This is a genomic window from Hazenella coriacea (assembly GCF_004341825.1).
Taxonomy (GTDB): Bacteria; Bacillota; Bacilli; order Thermoactinomycetales; family Thermoactinomycetaceae; genus Hazenella; species Hazenella coriacea.
Genome location: NZ_SMAG01000004.1, coordinates 33,924 through 49,792, shown reverse-complemented (window position 1 = coordinate 49,792; position 15,869 = coordinate 33,924). Strand labels below are relative to the sequence as shown.

General features: G+C 38.7%; 20 protein-coding genes. 15 read left to right on the top strand and 5 right to left on the bottom strand.

Annotated features, from left to right (window positions below; all coding sequences use genetic code 11):
* Positions 1 to 33: 33 nt before the first annotated feature.
* The 5 genes from EDD58_RS09075 to EDD58_RS09055 are packed head-to-tail and all read right to left on the bottom strand — an operon-like array spanning position 34 to position 3,937.
* Positions 34 to 885 (bottom strand): ATP-binding cassette domain-containing protein, encoded by an 852-nt coding sequence (locus tag EDD58_RS09075; protein WP_165875900.1) that lies wholly within the window; start codon positions 883 to 885, stop codon positions 34 to 36.
* A gap of 4 nt (positions 886 to 889) precedes the next feature.
* Positions 890 to 1,276, bottom strand: a complete 387-nt coding sequence (locus tag EDD58_RS09070; RefSeq protein ID WP_243648692.1) for a GntR family transcriptional regulator — start codon at positions 1,274 to 1,276, stop codon at positions 890 to 892.
* Between the two features lie 36 nt (positions 1,277 to 1,312).
* Positions 1,313 to 2,059: a hypothetical protein gene (locus EDD58_RS09065; protein ID WP_131924633.1), complete on the bottom strand. Its 747-nt coding sequence runs from the start codon at positions 2,057 to 2,059 to the stop codon at positions 1,313 to 1,315.
* A 13-nt stretch (positions 2,060 to 2,072) separates the two neighbouring features.
* Positions 2,073 to 3,200, bottom strand: coding sequence for an ABC transporter permease (locus tag EDD58_RS09060; protein ID WP_131924630.1), 1,128 nt, complete (start codon positions 3,198 to 3,200; stop codon positions 2,073 to 2,075).
* Positions 3,197 to 3,937, bottom strand: a complete 741-nt coding sequence (locus EDD58_RS09055; RefSeq protein ID WP_131924627.1) for an ABC transporter ATP-binding protein — start codon at positions 3,935 to 3,937, stop codon at positions 3,197 to 3,199. Before EDD58_RS09055 ends, EDD58_RS09060 begins: the two co-directional genes overlap by 4 nt.
* Before the next feature lie 353 nt (positions 3,938 to 4,290).
* Between EDD58_RS09055 and EDD58_RS09050 the strand changes: the two genes are divergently transcribed.
* From EDD58_RS09050 to rplW, 15 genes are all read left to right on the top strand, one after another.
* Complete coding sequence (locus tag EDD58_RS09050) at positions 4,291 to 4,524, top strand: sulfurtransferase TusA family protein (protein ID WP_131924625.1); 234 nt, start codon at positions 4,291 to 4,293, stop codon at positions 4,522 to 4,524.
* A gap of 17 nt (positions 4,525 to 4,541) precedes the next feature.
* Positions 4,542 to 5,681, top strand: a complete 1,140-nt coding sequence (locus EDD58_RS09045; protein WP_131924623.1) for an NAD(P)/FAD-dependent oxidoreductase — start codon at positions 4,542 to 4,544, stop codon at positions 5,679 to 5,681.
* 13 nt (positions 5,682 to 5,694) lie between these two features.
* The gene (locus EDD58_RS09040) at positions 5,695 to 6,303 is read left to right on the top strand and encodes a DUF1641 domain-containing protein (protein ID WP_131924621.1); all 609 of its coding nucleotides are present in this window, start codon (positions 5,695 to 5,697) and stop codon (positions 6,301 to 6,303) included.
* 42 nt (positions 6,304 to 6,345) lie between these two features.
* Positions 6,346 to 7,128: a sulfite exporter TauE/SafE family protein gene (locus EDD58_RS09035; protein WP_131924619.1), complete on the top strand. Its 783-nt coding sequence runs from the start codon at positions 6,346 to 6,348 to the stop codon at positions 7,126 to 7,128.
* 21 nt (positions 7,129 to 7,149) lie between these two features.
* Positions 7,150 to 7,719, top strand: a complete 570-nt coding sequence (locus tag EDD58_RS09030) for a sulfurtransferase TusA family protein (protein WP_165875899.1) — start codon at positions 7,150 to 7,152, stop codon at positions 7,717 to 7,719.
* Positions 7,720 to 7,746: 27 nt separating this feature from the next.
* Positions 7,747 to 8,874 carry an MBL fold metallo-hydrolase gene (locus tag EDD58_RS09025; protein ID WP_131924615.1) on the top strand — a complete coding sequence of 376 codons (1,128 nt, stop codon included), beginning with the start codon at positions 7,747 to 7,749 and terminating at the stop codon, positions 8,872 to 8,874.
* Positions 8,875 to 9,074: 200 nt separating this feature from the next.
* Positions 9,075 to 10,094, top strand: coding sequence for a sensor histidine kinase (locus EDD58_RS09020; RefSeq protein ID WP_341539271.1), 1,020 nt, complete (start codon positions 9,075 to 9,077; stop codon positions 10,092 to 10,094).
* The gene (locus tag EDD58_RS09015) at positions 10,091 to 10,738 is read left to right on the top strand and encodes a response regulator (RefSeq protein ID WP_131924611.1); all 648 of its coding nucleotides are present in this window, start codon (positions 10,091 to 10,093) and stop codon (positions 10,736 to 10,738) included. Before EDD58_RS09020 ends, EDD58_RS09015 begins: the two co-directional genes overlap by 4 nt.
* Positions 10,739 to 10,862: 124 nt before the next feature.
* The gene (locus EDD58_RS09010; RefSeq protein ID WP_131924609.1) at positions 10,863 to 12,194 is read left to right on the top strand and encodes an ATP-binding protein; all 1,332 of its coding nucleotides are present in this window, start codon (positions 10,863 to 10,865) and stop codon (positions 12,192 to 12,194) included.
* A gap of 8 nt (positions 12,195 to 12,202) precedes the next feature.
* A complete protein-coding gene (locus tag EDD58_RS09005; RefSeq protein WP_131924608.1) occupies positions 12,203 to 13,102 on the top strand; it encodes a tetratricopeptide repeat protein in 900 nt (299 codons plus the stop codon).
* Positions 13,103 to 13,142: 40 nt separating this feature from the next.
* Entirely contained in the window at positions 13,143 to 13,406 is a 264-nt protein-coding gene (locus EDD58_RS09000) for a hypothetical protein (protein WP_131924607.1), read from the top strand.
* Positions 13,407 to 13,944: 538 nt separating this feature from the next.
* Positions 13,945 to 14,253: a 30S ribosomal protein S10 gene (gene rpsJ, locus EDD58_RS08995; RefSeq protein ID WP_131924606.1), complete on the top strand. Its 309-nt coding sequence runs from the start codon at positions 13,945 to 13,947 to the stop codon at positions 14,251 to 14,253.
* A 33-nt stretch (positions 14,254 to 14,286) separates the two neighbouring features.
* Complete coding sequence (rplC, locus tag EDD58_RS08990) at positions 14,287 to 14,919, top strand: 50S ribosomal protein L3 (protein ID WP_131924605.1); 633 nt, start codon at positions 14,287 to 14,289, stop codon at positions 14,917 to 14,919.
* Between the two features lie 28 nt (positions 14,920 to 14,947).
* Complete coding sequence (rplD, locus tag EDD58_RS08985) at positions 14,948 to 15,574, top strand: 50S ribosomal protein L4 (RefSeq protein ID WP_131924604.1); 627 nt, start codon at positions 14,948 to 14,950, stop codon at positions 15,572 to 15,574.
* Positions 15,571 to 15,858: a 50S ribosomal protein L23 gene (gene rplW / locus EDD58_RS08980; RefSeq protein WP_131924602.1), complete on the top strand. Its 288-nt coding sequence runs from the start codon at positions 15,571 to 15,573 to the stop codon at positions 15,856 to 15,858. The genes rplD and rplW overlap by 4 nt, the downstream gene beginning before the upstream one ends.
* The last annotated feature ends 11 nt before the right edge of the window (positions 15,859 to 15,869 follow it).

Here is a 15,869-nt window from a genome sequence, read left to right as displayed (position 1 = left end):
ACCTTGAACCCATCTTATTATTAATTGAAGAGATTATTGTTGCTGAACGAGATAGGGGATGATTTCTTCTAAACTCATCGATTTAATTTTACGGATCTGAATACCAGCCGACTGTAATTGTTTGACCGCTTTTTCCCTTTGATGGGTAATTATATATTTGGTGTCGGAGTGATAGGTGATTGTTTCCAATTCGATGTCAGATTCCGTTGAAGGGTCTAACCAGATATGAGCCCAATCCTGTAACAGCTGGTCCTTTTCAAATGTGCCTAGATGCTGACCTTGATCAAGTAAGATCAAATAATCGGCTACCTTTTGTACTTCATGAAGATCATGTGTCGCAAGAAGGATCGATCGTTCGCCTGTTTCCATCCATTGATTACATTTTTCTATCACCAGTTGTTTGGTTGTAAAGTCGAGCCCATTGGTTGGCTCATCTAACAATAAAAGAGATGGCTCTATGGATAACGCTAAGGACAACAAGCATTTTTTCTGCGTCCCGGATGAAAGCTTGCCAATGGCTATGTTTCGATTGATCCCCATCTGTTCAAATAGTGAATCACAGAGTGTTTGATTCCAAGTAGGATACCAATGGGAGGTGAATTGCACCACCTGATTCACAGTCCAAGTAGGATTTCCTAAAAAGGAATAAGGAACATAGCCGATTTTTTGTTTGATATGTACTTCATGATCAGGATAAGTCTGATTGAAAAGTTGTATCTCCCCATCATCAGGTTTGATTAGATTCATGATGAGGTTAAATAAAGTTGTTTTTCCAGAACCATTGCTCCCCACCACTGCATAGATCAAGCCAGGTTGAATGTCTATGTCCATCGGTCCAAAAGTAAAGGAGTTCCATTTTTTATAGATATCTTGCAATATAATCAAGTTTTTATTTCTCTCCTTTCTCCAAAGGTTGTTGATAAACTTCATGGAGTAATCGATGAAAGATATTTTCTAATTGCTCTTTGGATATGTGTAACTGGAAGGATTGTTCAATGACAGACATTAGCTCTACAGTGATTCGCTCTTCTTTCAATTGCTCCGCTTGATCAACTTGTACATCAGCCACAAAGGACCCCTTTCCTTGTTTGGTATAGATCAGGCCTTCATTCTCCAAATCTTGATAAACACGGCGGGTTGTAATTACGCTACAAGATAAGTTTTGTGCCAAGGAACGAATGGAAGGCAACGGAGTTCCACTAGTCAGTTGTCCACTTAGAATTAAGTTTTGTAGCTGATCATGAATTTGCCGATAGATCGGCTCAGGACGTTCCATCGATACAGAGATCGGTAATAAAATCTGTCATCCCTCCTAACGTTGAATAGTTCGATACTCTCTATTACGGATTTTTGCAACAATCAATCGATAAAAGATAAGTAGACTGAAAAAAGAACAGATTAATATCAATCCTGTAACAATCCCATTTTTTTCTTGTGCCAAGGTAATCAATGGGCTAAACCAGTGCTCTTCGGCTAGAGTTCGATAAATCAATGATAACAACATAAATGCGATAGTCCATAAAGCATATTGAACTGAATACACTTTAAAGGAAAACACAGATTCTGCATATAAAATAGGACCCGTAATGAACAGAGCCATCGCAAACATGATTAGAAGCATAAAAACATATGAAAGAAAGTCAAAGTGTTGCTGTAAGAGTGGTGTGACATAGTATAGAAAAGGACCTGCTGTAACCATACTCACAATTAAAAATAAACACATATGAAGTAGTTGACTTCCTATAACCTGTTCAATAGAGATGGGGTGACTACGATAATATCCTTGTTCATGAGTGATCTCGTCTTTGCTATAGACAGAAGTCGAATAATACTCCTTTCTTCTGGTGAAATGAAAGGTTAAGAAAGTAAATAAACAAAGATCAAGAAAAAAGAATGTAAATGAATATGAAGGGTGATTCTTTAGAGGAAGATCAAACTCTCCAATCATTTGCAGTACAAAAAAGTAGAAAATGAGAAAAAGGCACCATGAAAATAACATGGCGCTCCAATTCTTTTTGATTTCAAACTTCGTTAACCACCAAGTGTCTTTCTGAAACATCAACGTTCCTCCTTCAATCTCGCCCTAAAATCCATCGAGGTTGCTTAAAAAAGAAACTAGCAAGATAAGCAACCGCAATACCTGTGATTAGTGTGATTCCTGTAGCAATTAAGAGATGTACATAATCGGATTGACCATATAAAATCTTTAATAACATAGAGTATAAACTAAAAATGGGCGTATAGATTTGATAGGCTTCTAACTCTACAGGCTTTATACCCATCATCATAAAGATTGGAATCATCACTAAGAATAGTACAGGTGTAAAGTATGACTGTGCTTCTTTAAAGGTTCGTGCAAATGTGCTTACTAACAATTGTATTGAAGATAAAAACGCAATGGTAGCGACAATTAAAATGCCATAAATGATCCATGTGAAAGGTGCAATTTGTGTCAAGGCGGACGATGGAATGATTAGTTCTCCTGTATATAGATTGGCTCCCCAGGTAGCACCGATCGTGATTAATGTGCTTAAACATCCCATGAGGGTTACTGCCAACCATTTACCCATCCAAAGTTGGGTGGGAGAGATCGGTAACAAGAACAAGGAATAAATGGTTTTTCGTTCTTTTTCTCCTGCGATCGCGTCAATAGCTAAGGTCATTCCTCCAGTTAAGGGAGCCATTCCTAGAACTAAGCCCAAGATATAGAAGACGGCCGAACGGTTAAAAGTATCTTTAGATAAATCATGGGTGTTCAACTTCCAAGGATATAACTCTTGAGGGGAGATGCCAAGCTTACTTTGATGTTGAAGTCCTGCTTCAAGATTTAGTTGGGCGACCATGCCAGATAGAGTTTGTTCCAAGTCGGGTGTTTCAGATGAAGACTGATATAAGTCTAAGGTTTTAGTTGTTTCATTGAAGGAGAGGGCAGCAATCGCCTTCTCTTTTTTTACCTCTTCTACAGGATGGGTAGATGGAACGACTTTAACTTTTAACCCTTGTTCTACTTGCTTCTGTAAGGATGTAGGAAGTGATTGGGATACAGCAACCTGTGGATTTGGTGAGCTGTCTTCTTTGGTTAGCCACAAGAAAAGAACAGGAACTAATAATAATGGAATGATGATCGTGAGCCATAGGGTTCGACGATCTCTGAGTTGATCTGTTAATTCTTTTTTCAAAACCGTCCAGATGATTTTCATGCTGTATGCCCTCCGATCACGCCACGAATAATTTCTTGTAGCTGGTTAGAATTCGACTTTTGATAAAGATCTTCCAAAGTGCCCTGAAAATGAATAAGTCCGCGATTAAGAATCACTACATGAGAAGCGATATTGGTTACTTCCTCGAGAATGTGAGTGGAGAAAACAATGGTTTTCCCTCTTTGTTGTAATTCTTGGACTAACTCTTGAAAAGATAGCGATGCTTCAATATCTAATCCCGTTGTAGGCTCATCAAAAAAGATGAGTTCTGGATCATGGATGATTGTTTTGATGATCACCACTTTTTGACGGTTCCCCTTCGATAATTCCCCTGCCCGTTTATGTAAGTAAGGAGTTAGTTTTAACCGTTTTGACCATTCTTGGATTCGTTGTTCTTGTATTTTCTTTGGTATTCCATATAAATCAGCAAAATAAGTGATATTTTCATAAGCGGTTAGCCGATCATATAATCCAGTTTCATTTCCAAATAAAAGTCCAATCCGCTTTTTAAGCTTAAAGTGATCTACTTGTGGGTCTAAGCCTAGGACTTGAAGCTTTCCAGAAGTTCGAGAGATCAACCCACAACAAATTTGTAAAAAGGTTGTTTTACCTGCACCATTAGCTCCTAACAACGCAGTGATCTTACCATGTGGAAATGACAGATTCACTCCACGAAGTACTTGGTGATGTTGAAATTGTTTATGCAAATCATGGGCTTGAATGGCTACTTGGTTCATTCTGCCTCTACCGCCTTTAACGAGTTAATCAGTTTGTATATACTGTGTATATTAATATTAACAGTATATACAGTGCTTCTGTCAACTCTTTTTTTGCATGCAATAAAGATGTACTCGATGAGCCAAGAACACTAAATTGGAGGTATTTGTGGATTCACTTAGATTGGAAGGAGTATTGATGACAAGCAATATTTATATAGGTTGGGAGACGATATGTCGTCCGAAATGATTGTGACTTATCAAATCTGAGGGGATCTTTGTTAAAGATAGGGGGGAACCCCTATGGTTTATAGCAAGTAGTAAGCATAGAATCAATTTGTAAGCGTTTTTATATGCAAAGGAGATGTGACATGATGGCAGAAGAAAATAGAGTTTTAGTCGATGCACGTGGGGCTTTTTGTCCTGGTCCACTCATGGAATTAATGAAAGCAGCAAAAAATGCTGAGTCAGGAACTGTGATTGAACTTTTGAGCAACGAACCAGGTTCTCGTAAAGATGTTCCTGCATGGGCAGAAAAGATGGGGCATGAGTTTTTAGGTGAAGAACCATCTGGCGACGCTTTTAAGTTAATCGTACGGATGAAATAGTGAGGAGGGGTTTAACGATGAAAAAGATCTTAATCGTTGGTGGCGGTACTGCTGGAACGATGATGGCTAATAAGTTGGCGCATGGCTTAGAAACAGAGTTGGAAGAAAATCAAACTTCGATTACTGTGATTAGTGAAAAAGATTACCATGTTTATCAGCCAGGATTTCTATATATTCCTTTTCATCTAAAACAACCTGAAGAGTTGATTCGTCCTATAGAACAAGTGATGGATCCAAAAGTTGAGGTGGTTCTGGATCGTGCAGAAAAAATCGATCCAGACAAGAAACAAGTGACGTTGAAATCGGGTAAAAGTTTATCCTATGACTACCTAATTATTGCCACAGGCTCGCATCCGCAAGTGCAAGATGTTCCAGGACTAGATGAAGGTGGACACATCTTCTATACCTTAGAAGGATCACTCAAATTGCGTGAGGCAATGGATCAATTTGAAGGTGGAAAAGTGGTCATGGCAGTTGGACTTCCTCATAAATGTCCAGTAGCACCACTTGAATTTACGATGATGTTTGAAGATTGGGCAAGACAACAAGGAATCCGTGAAAAGACAGAGATCACTTATGCTTATCCACTAGCTGGCCCTTATGGAACTGCTTCTGTAGCTGAACTAGCAACTAAAGAGTTTGCAGAACGTGATGTTCATGTAGAGACCTTTTTTATGATGGATCATGTAGATCCAGAAAAGAAGGTAATGGTCAGCTTAGATGGTCGTGAGCTACCTTATGATCTATTGGTTGCTATCCCACCACATAAAGGTGCAGAAGTCATTCGAGATAACAAGCTGGGAGATCAGGAAGGCTGGTTACCTACTGATCGTAATAAGTTGTACCTTGAAGGACAAAAAGATATCTATGTTGTGGGAGACGCTACCAATTTACCGATTAGTAAAGCAGGATCAACAGCACACTTTGAATCGGAAGTATTGGCAGATAATCTGATTAACCAAGTGAGAGGGCGTAAGGGTAACAAACAATATAACGGAAAAGTGTTCTGCTTTATTGAGACTGGTCTAGATAAAGCAACGTATATCTCATTTGATTACGAAAATCCACCCAAACCAGTAACACCTTCTAAAATGGTTCACTATGCAAAAAGTAGCTACAACAATGTCCACTGGGTAAACCTAAAAGGGATTCTTTAAGGGGGTGTCACACATGGCAGAAACCAAAAAGCACCTAGCACTTGATGTGATCCCGGAGGAAACACAGGAACGAGTCGTTGAAATGTTACCTGTATTTCTCGATACATTAAGCATCATCAAGATGATGAGCGATACATTGACCGATGAAACGGTCAATGGACTGACTCAAAAGTTGGAACAATCCTCTCAGCTACTTGATGTATTAGGAGATGAACGGGTTCACCATCTGATTGATGTTCTTCTTAAACATAGTGATCAGTTAGCTCATGTATTAGAAAAAGTAATGGTACTCGAGAAAAATGGAACGCTAGATAAGTTATTAGAGTTGGCACAAACGTTAGGTGTATTGACCGATTCACTAACAGAATCTACGGTTCAACATTTAACACAACAAGGACTTCAATTAGTTGAAGTGGGAGATCAAGTGCTCAAATCTTCCCTAGTTAAAGAAGCGCCTAAACTAATTGACGCGGTAGAAAAAACAATTGAACAAAAGAAGGATCAACCTGTTACACAAAATCTGTCTCTGTTCCAACTATTAAAGCTTACCAAGGAGAAAGAGATTCAGGAGGCGATTCTTTTTGGAGTGACTCTACTCAAGAACCTCCGTTCAGTTAAGTAATCGTCGGGTTGGAGAGAAATTGCCGCTTCAGAGAGAGAAATTATGGAAATCGAATTATGGATACTCTTATTTGCCATCGGTGCGATTGGTTCGATGATTTCAGGGATGGTGGGAATAGGGGGATCCATCATCAAGTACCCGATGTTGCTTTATATACCTCCACTACTAGGTTTTGCTGGTTTTAGTGCACAAGAAGTAGCTGCGATTAGTGCAGTACAGGTTTTTTTTGCGACATTAGCTGGAATGTTTGAGTTTAGAAAAGATGGATATATCCATAAAAGTCTGGTAATCGTTATGGGAACATCCATTATTATCGGGAGTTTTATCGGGGGCTATGGTTCGAAGTTTTTACCCAATGAAACAATTAATGTGGTTTATGCAATTTTAGCATTGGTCGCTGCTATTATGATGCTTCTTCCTAAAAAGGGTGAGTTGATCACCGATTATGCTGAGATTACTTTTAATAAACCGATTGCAGCAGTAAGTGCAGGGATCATTGGTATTCTATCAGGGATTGTAGGAGCTGCTGGCGCCTTTATCACAGTCCCTGTCATGCTAGTGATCCTGCGCATTCCAACTCGTGTAGCCATTGCTTCCTCATTGGCAATCACTTTTATTTCTTCAATTGGTTCAACAGCAGGGAAGTTGATGGGTGGTCATATGCTACTAATCCCGTCCGTGATTATGGTTATTGCCAGCCTAATCGCCGCACCACTAGGAGCTAAGTTAAGCAAAAAGATGAATGTGAAAGTACTTCAAATGATTTTATTTGTTCTTATTATGGCTACAGTGATAAAAATTTGGACGGACATTTTATTTGCCTAACTAACGAAAGAGATGGTCCTATTGAATGTACAATCGATTGATCTAAAGTTAAATTGTCTTGACTATATCTCGCCCATCCCCTTGTCACAGGCAAAAGATGCGTTAGATCGATTACAAACGGGTCAAGTGTTAGAAGTACAAGTAAGAGATACCTTGTCAGGGATTGAACTTCAAGAGTTAGCGGAACATACCGGAGATGAATACCTTGGTTTTCATGAGGAAGAGGATCTGTGCTCTCACTATATTAGAAAAGCAGATGAAAAAAACCGTAAACCTCTGCCTAAATATCCAAAAGTTATTACTAACGAAGAAATTGAAATTCTAATCAATGAAAATAAAGAACATTATATACTGGATGTACGAGAAGACGTTGAATTTATGCTTGGACATATTCCGCAAGCCATTCATATTCCATTAAGTACATTACGAATTAAATATAAAGAGTTGAATCCAAAAGCCTCTTACTATGTGATTTGTCGAACAGGAAATCGAAGTGATATTGCTTGTAAAATATTAAGAGATTTAGGATTTAGTGATATTACCAATGTTCTACCTGGAATGTCTGAATGGACAGGGCCGATGGAGGATTAAGTAGATGGAAAGTGAGGAGGGTCCCTTTTGAAATTGGTAACAGCAGGTGAACTGAATCAGATGATATTTGATCAAGAACCTTTATTCATCTTAGATGTACGGAATGAAATGGACTTTGCGGATTGGAAAGTGGAAGGGAAAAATATAGAGTATTTAAATGTACCATACTTTGAGCTGATCGAAAGTGTGGAGCCGATTTTAGGAAAACTACCTACAGATCGAAAAATTGTAGTGGTATGCGCAAAAGAAGGATCATCGAAAATGGTCGCAGAGGGTTTAAAAGATCAAGGAATCTCAAGTTACTATTTACAGGGTGGTATGAAAACGTGGAGCGAATATCTTTACCCTGTAAATATTTATCAAGATGATCAAATGAATGTATTTCAATTGATCCGGGTCGGTAAAGGTTGCCTCTCTTATGTTATCGTTTCTGGTTCAGAAGCTTTGGTGGTTGATCCATCCCGTTTTATTGATGCGTATCTCTCCCTAGCTGAACAAGAAGGCGTAGAGATTACCCATATTGTGGACTCTCATCTACATGCAGATCATATCTCTGGAGGACGCCTGTTGGCTGAAAAAACTGGGGCTAAATACTACTTGATGAAGAGTGAAGGGGCTGTATTTGAATTTGCTCCCTTAGAACAACACGACCATATACACTTTGCGGATGTTCAACTAGAAGTACTAGCTGTCAAAACGCCTGGACATACTCCTGGAAGTGTCTCCTTTTTGGTCAATCAAAAATTACTCTTTTCTGGAGATACCATCTTTGTCAGTGGTTTAGGTCGCCCTGACCTAGGTGGAAAAGTTCGAGAGTGGGCGAAAGATTTATACCATACTGTTTATGAAAAAGTAGCTCATATTGCAGATGATGTTTTGGTTTTACCTGCTCACTATGCAAATCTGAGTACCGAATTAAATGCTCAAGGATTTATTGGTGAATCACTTGGTTCAATTCGCCAAGAAAATGAGATCATGCAAGGAAAAGAAGAAGACGCATTTATCGATCATGTAGCCGCCTCAGCCTCTACGGAAACCCCTCCTAACTTTACAGATATTATAGCGATCAATCGGGGAACACTAACCGCAGATGAAATGAAAATGAGTGAGTTAGAGATCGGACCTAATCGTTGTGCCGTTCATCATACAAATTAAAATGAACATTGACAGAAGGGGGAGAATATCATCTGTATATTTTTCTCCCTTTTTTATTGATCTGTCCAATAAACTTAGGAGGGAAGATGTCTCTCTGGAGAACACTTTTGTGAACACACTACGAGAGTGAGACAGAGAAACAACGTTCCAACGGGATTGGGATACAAGTTGTTCATATAAAGTAAAAAGGAGGGATGATTATGCTAGAACAGACAGATTATATGATCCAAGTCTTCAATTCATTGCAGGATGGGATCATTATCATGAACCAAAATCGTGAAATCTTGGTCATGAACCCTTCCGCTGTAAAGATGACAGGTTGGTTGGTAGGTGAACCTGTTCCCTATTGTACATTTTGTCAAAAGCGTGAAGTGAAAAAAGGAGAAAATCGTTGTTATTTAGTAGCGCAAGAAGAAGTGCCCTATTTTTTATCACAGATGCCCGTCTATCAAGGGAGAAAATTAGAAGTGGAGATGAGTACAGCTGTCATTTTTCATGACCCCAAAACGGATGAGAAAGAAATACTGCTAGTTTTAAGGGATCAGACATTGAAGAAGAAAGAAGAAGAAGCTCGTTTATCTAAAATGATTATTCAAAAGCTGATCGAAGCTCAAGAGAATGAACATAAACGTTTAGCACAGGAACTCCATGATGGAGTCAGTCAGTCATTGTATTCTATTTCGATTGCGATGGATGCCATTGACGCTCATATCGATCGTCCTGAACTTAAACAATATATTTCTGAAGTGAAAAATGAGCTAGATCATGTGATTACGGATGTGAAAGCATATTCACACCAGTTGCGTCCCCAAATCTTAGATCAGTTAGGGTTGGTTGCAGCGATCGAAGGAATGGTTCGCTCTTATCAGCAGATTGTGCCCCAGGTTCAATTTCACTTTCAAGCTGATTTAGAAGAGCGTCTTCCCTCATTGACAGAGATTAATTTATTCCGAGTCACACAAGAAGCACTACATAACATTATGAAGTATGCTCAAGCAGATCAAGTATGTATCAGCTTAATTAAGTATCGGGATGGGCTTTATCAACAGATTAAAGACAATGGCATGGGGTTTGATCCGAATCAAGTCAAAGAAGGATTGGGATTAAAACATATGGAAGAGAGAATTGATCAACTGAATGGGAGTATCCATATTCAATCATCTCCTCAGGGAACGACGATTTATGTTTGGGTGCCTGTTACGAAGGAGGATCACCATTGATCAGAGTGATGTTGGTGGATGATCACGTGCTTATTCGTAAAGGAATCCGCCTTCTTTTAGAGACATTTCAGGATATAGAATTTGTTGGAGAAGCAGGAGAGGGAGACGAAGCGATCGTTCAAGCGATGCGATTAAAGCCAGATGTGATTTTGATGGATTTATCGATGCCTAACGGATTGGATGGATTCTCAGCATCTAAAGAGATTTACCAACAATTAGATCAATGTAAGATTGTTTTATTAACGATGTATGATGAGGAATCTTATGTCAAAAAAGCGATTGAACTAGGTATTCATGGCTATCTTTTAAAAAAGAGCCAAGGAAGTGATTTGTATGAAGCGATCCAGTCAGTCCATCACAATCAAAGATTTTATAAAACATCTGTACCCGACGAAAAGATGGAAAAATGGCTAGAGGGAAAAGACCATCAAAAACAAGACTCTGTGTTGACTGATCGTGAAAAAGAGATCGTACGCTTAACCTTACTTGGATTTTCCAATAGAGAAATTGCGGGCAAGTTGTTGATCAGTGTAAAAACGGTAGAAAATCATAAAAGTAATATTATGCAGAAATTAAATATTTCAAGTAAACATGAGTTGATTCAGTATGCGATTAATAACAATTATTTAGACCTCATGATCTAAAACATGTCTCCGTCTATTCGGAGATATGTTTATTTTTAATTGGTTTTATTAATAAACTCATTCATAGTCATGAAAATATTAGTATAATTGTGATTAAGTTGTGTACTGACAGGAGGAAAGAAATATGGGAACTCAAGATCATCAACTTGAATCTCTTTTACAAGCTTTACAGTTGAGCCCGAATAATATTCCGTTAAAAAAAATAGTAAGTGAACATTTATTAAGTGCTGGACGAACCACAGATGCGATTACTTACTTACAAGAAATTCTTACACAAATCCCCAATGACAAAGAAGCATACTCTGCTCTTGCACGGGCCTATTTTGACCTTGGACAATTTGATCAAGTGATTCAATTGCTTCAGACTGATCAGGTTCCAGATTTACCAGCAGAAGCATTACTATTGGTTTCTAAATCCTTTTTTGAACAAGAAGAATATGAAAGGGCCGGAGAACTTTATGAAGAAGCGTTAAATTTAAACCCTCAGGTTAAAGACGAGGGATATCAAGAGGAGTTAAAACAGAAACAAGTTCAAGTTAAACAAAAACTCCGAGTGGTTGAATTTAAGCCTTCAACTCGACAAGATGATTTATTTGAGAAGCCGGAAATCTCCTTTAAAGACATTGGTGGTTTAGAAGAATTAAAAGAGCAAATTCGGATGAATATTATTTATCCATTTCAAAATCCCGATTTGTTTCGCTCCTATGGGAAGAAGATCGGAGGAGGATTACTGTTATATGGACCTCCAGGGTGCGGGAAAACACATATCGCTCGTGCAACTGCAGGAGAATGTAATGCCCATTTTGTAAGTATTAATATTCACGATATCTTGGATATGTATATTGGGCAAAGTGAACGTAATTTGCATGATATTTTTGAGACAGCTCGTCAGAAGCGACCTTCGATTATCTTTATTGATGAATTGGATGCGATCGGAAGTAGTCGTCAACAATCCACTTCCACATATATGCGCTCATTAACCAACCAACTATTAAGTGAATTGGATGGAGTCCATACGGATAATGAAGAGATATTGGTCTTAGGGGCGACTAATACACCTTGGTTTGTTGATTCTGCGATGCGTCGTCCTGGACGGTTTGATCGTGTTCTCTTTGTTGCCCCCCCTGATTTACAAGCTAGAGTAGAGATTTTGCATATTCAACTATCAGGGAAGCCCATCGAAGAGATTGATTTTGTAAAAGTGGCGAAAAAGATGGAGAAATTTTCTGGTGCAGATATTCGTTCGGTTTGTGATTGGGCCATTGACTTGGCGATCACTGATGCGATGAAAACTGGAAAAAAAAGAAAAGTGACTACGAATGATTTGCTGGAAGCCTTAAAAAAAGTTAAGTCCAGTACCTTGGAATGGTTATCCACTGCTAAAAACTATGCTACTTATAGCAATGAATCAGGAATCTATGATGATATTCTTGACTATTTAAATAAACATTCTTAGGTGATTAGATGGAACAAGAATTAGTCAATGATATCAATAAACAATTAGCGAAAGCAGAACAAGCTTTTAAATTAGACAAATATGATCTAGCGATTGAACTGGCTCAGCAAGCATTAGCGAATGATCCAGAACAAGCCTATGCTTACTGGTTGATATCAAGTAGTTATGTAGGATTGGAAGAGTATGAAAAAGCTTTAGCAACCATTAAAGAAACGATAAAATTAAATCCCTCTTATGCGGATGCACATACATTATATGGTATTATTTTATTTAAACTTAAGAGAAAGAGAGAAGCAGAGCAAGAGTATAAAAAGGCCATTGAGTTAAACGTGAATAGTTTTTTCGGTCGATTTACCTATGCTGAATTTTTAGGCATCTATAATGATCGATATAAAGAAGGATTATATCAAATCGAATATGCTTTACGAATTGATCCCACAGATGCGAATGCCCTTTCTGTTAAAGGAGTTATCCTAGGAAAGCTAAAGAAGTATAAACAGGCTGAGCAAGCTTTTCTAGATTCACTAGCTCAAGATCCCGAGAATGACATCACTCATCATAATTATGGTCAATTTTTACTTTTTAGAAACCGCCCTCATCAAGCTTATCGCCATTTTAAAGAGGCGATAAGCTTAGATCCTGGGAGTTCACTCACTCTAGGTATGTATCATTTAAGTATCAAGATTAAGCATCCACTTTATCGTTGGGTATGGATTTATCAACTATTTATGGGACGTTTGGGATGGGTGTGGGTTGGCCTGTTTTTCCTCGCATTAGGGCTTTTTTTCCGTCCGCTTGCGTTCCCTTTTTTTATTTCTTGTATTTGTTTCTATATTTTTCTAGTTATTTATGCAAGTTTAGTTGGAAAGTATCTAGATTTCCTTATTAAGAAAGGACGTTTGAAGTGATCGATTGAGATTCTTTATTTGAGAAAAAGGGGTAAGAACTATGGAAAATAAAATTCCTTTAATTATTTTCTTCAATACAATCTCTCTCGTTTTTTTGGTTTTGTGTGCGGATATATTTTTTTCTATGGGAATCCTGGATAGTATATTTGGAGTCTCAGCAACAGAGATATTTGGAAAACATGATTTTTCCTTGGGGATTGTTTTTGGAGTCGGTTTCGTAGTTTTTGAATTTCTTTCTATTCGTACCGTATTGTCTATGGGAGCAGAGCAAAAGAAGCGAAATAGAAAGAAGCGATCCAACTGACTCCCTATGATTTCCAATCTCTAGGTTGATTAATAGAAACAGTGGGGAACGACCTAAGTGATGATGACTGCTGTAATGATGCTTAGCATACACAGTTATTTCTGACCTTATAAAGGTCGTTTTTTTTTGAGAATCTGGAAACGAAAGTTCATTGGAATTTTGATTGAATAGAGAAAAAGGGGTGTATAGACAAAAAATGTTAACAAAAGACTGGAAAATTGGGTTCACAATTTGTTATCTTTAGGAAGGATTCTTTTGTAATTAGTGATTTCATTATGGATCAATGAACCTTTCAAATTGAATAGAGTTCCTCTTTTTCCATAGAGAAGATAGAAATAGGACTCAGACTATTTATTTTCCCAAAAACCGATCGAAAAAAACTTGCATCTATTTCTTTCATTCTATATAATGTTGAATGTTGTCATGAACAGTGATGATGTGGAAGGTTGCCGACACACCCGGCCCCTTTGCCATGGTTGGGCGGGAAATTTCCACGGAGAAGTTCATTTTTAAAAATGAGCGAGAAGGAGGGTTAACAATGGCAAAACAAAAGATTCGCATTCGCTTAAAAGCTTACGATCATCGTGTGCTGGATCAATCTGCAGTTAAAATTGTAGATACAGCTAAGCGGACAGGGGCTGCTGTTTCAGGACCTATTCCATTACCAACAGAAAAGTCTGTCTACACGATCCTTCGTGCGGTTCACAAATACAAAGATTCTCGTGAGCAATTCGAAATGCGCACTCATAAGCGTCTGATTGATATCGTCAATCCTACTCAACAAACAGTAGACGCATTGATGAGATTAGATCTACCTTCAGGTGTCGATATTGAAATTAAATTGTAATCTTTCATTTTGTAAAGGCAGGAGGTGTAAAAAGTGAAAGGTATACTCGGTAAAAAAGTTGGTATGACCCAGATCTTTGATGAAAACGGGATTGTCATTCCAGTAACCGTTGTAGAAGCAGGCCCTTGTGTTGTGCTTCAGAAGAAAGATCTCAATACCGATGGATATGAAGCAATCCAGCTTGGTTTTAAAGAGAAAAAGGAACATCGTTCCAACAAACCTGAGCTTGGTCATGCGAAAAAAGCAAATGTAAAACCTCAACACTTCGTGAAAGAGATTCGTGGTGTAAACCTAGGTGACTTTGAACTTGGTGGCGAAGTTAAAGCCGATATCTTTGCAGAAGGTGAAATCGTTGACGTAACCGGAACATCTAAAGGTAAAGGTTTTGCAGGTTCCATCAAACGTCATAATCACGCACGTGGACCGATGAGTCACGGTTCTCACTATCACCGTGGACCAGGTTCACTCGGTGCTGTTGACCCAGCTCGTGTCTTTAAAGGACATAAATTGCCAGGACGTATGGGTGGCGACCGTGTAACCACTCAAAATCTTCAAGTGGTTCGTGTAGATGCAGACAAAAATCTGCTTCTGATCAAAGGTGCTATTCCAGGACCTAAAAATAGTTATGTAGTCGTTAAATCAGCTGTTAAAGCAAAAACCGTTTAATGATTGATTGAGGAAAGGAGGAGCCCACATGCCTAAGCTAACCGTTTTAGATATGAGCGGTAAACAAGTAGGGGATATCGAACTTGCAGAGAAAGTTTTTGGCATTACCCCTAACGAGGCTGTTTTACATGATGCGATCGTGATGCAACAAGCATCCCAACGTCGTGGAACACATGCCGTAAAAACCCGCGCAGCTGTTCGGGGTGGCGGTCGTAAACCTTGGAAACAAAAAGGTACAGGACGTGCTCGTCAAGGTAGTATCCGTTCACCACAATGGGTGGGTGGTGGAATTGTTTTTGGGCCCACACCACGCAGTTATGCATACAAATTACCAAAGAAAGTTCGTCGTCTAGCAATTAAATCTGCCCTTTCTAGTAAAGTGTTGGATCAAGGGATGCTAGTCCTTGATGAACTAAAGCTAGCACAAGCAAAAACACGTGAATTGGTTCAAGTACTGAAAAACTTGGGTATTGAGAAAAAAGCTCTTATTGTTACAGATCAACTCGAGGATAATGCAGTACTAGCCGCACGCAACATTCCAGGAGTTAAACTCATCAAAGCGGATGGACTTAACGTGTTGGATGTTGTGTATCATGATAAAGTGATTCTCACTCGTGGAGCTGTGAATCGTGTAGAGGAGGTGCTCGGCCAGTGAGAGACCCACGCGATATCATCCGCCGCCCAGTGATTACTGAAGCGACCACGGATCTAATGGAAGATCGCAAATACGTTTTTGAAGTGGACGTACGTGCGAACAAAGTAGAAGTCAAAAAAGCCATTGAGAAAATCTTTGGTGTAAAAGTTGACAAAGTAAATACCATTCGTCTTCTAGGTAAAGAAAAGCGTTATGGTCGTTACACCGGTCGGAGACCTGAACGTAAAAAAGCGATCGTAAAGCTAACTGAAGACAGCAAGCCGATCGAAATTTTTGAAGCCTAACTTCTATCACA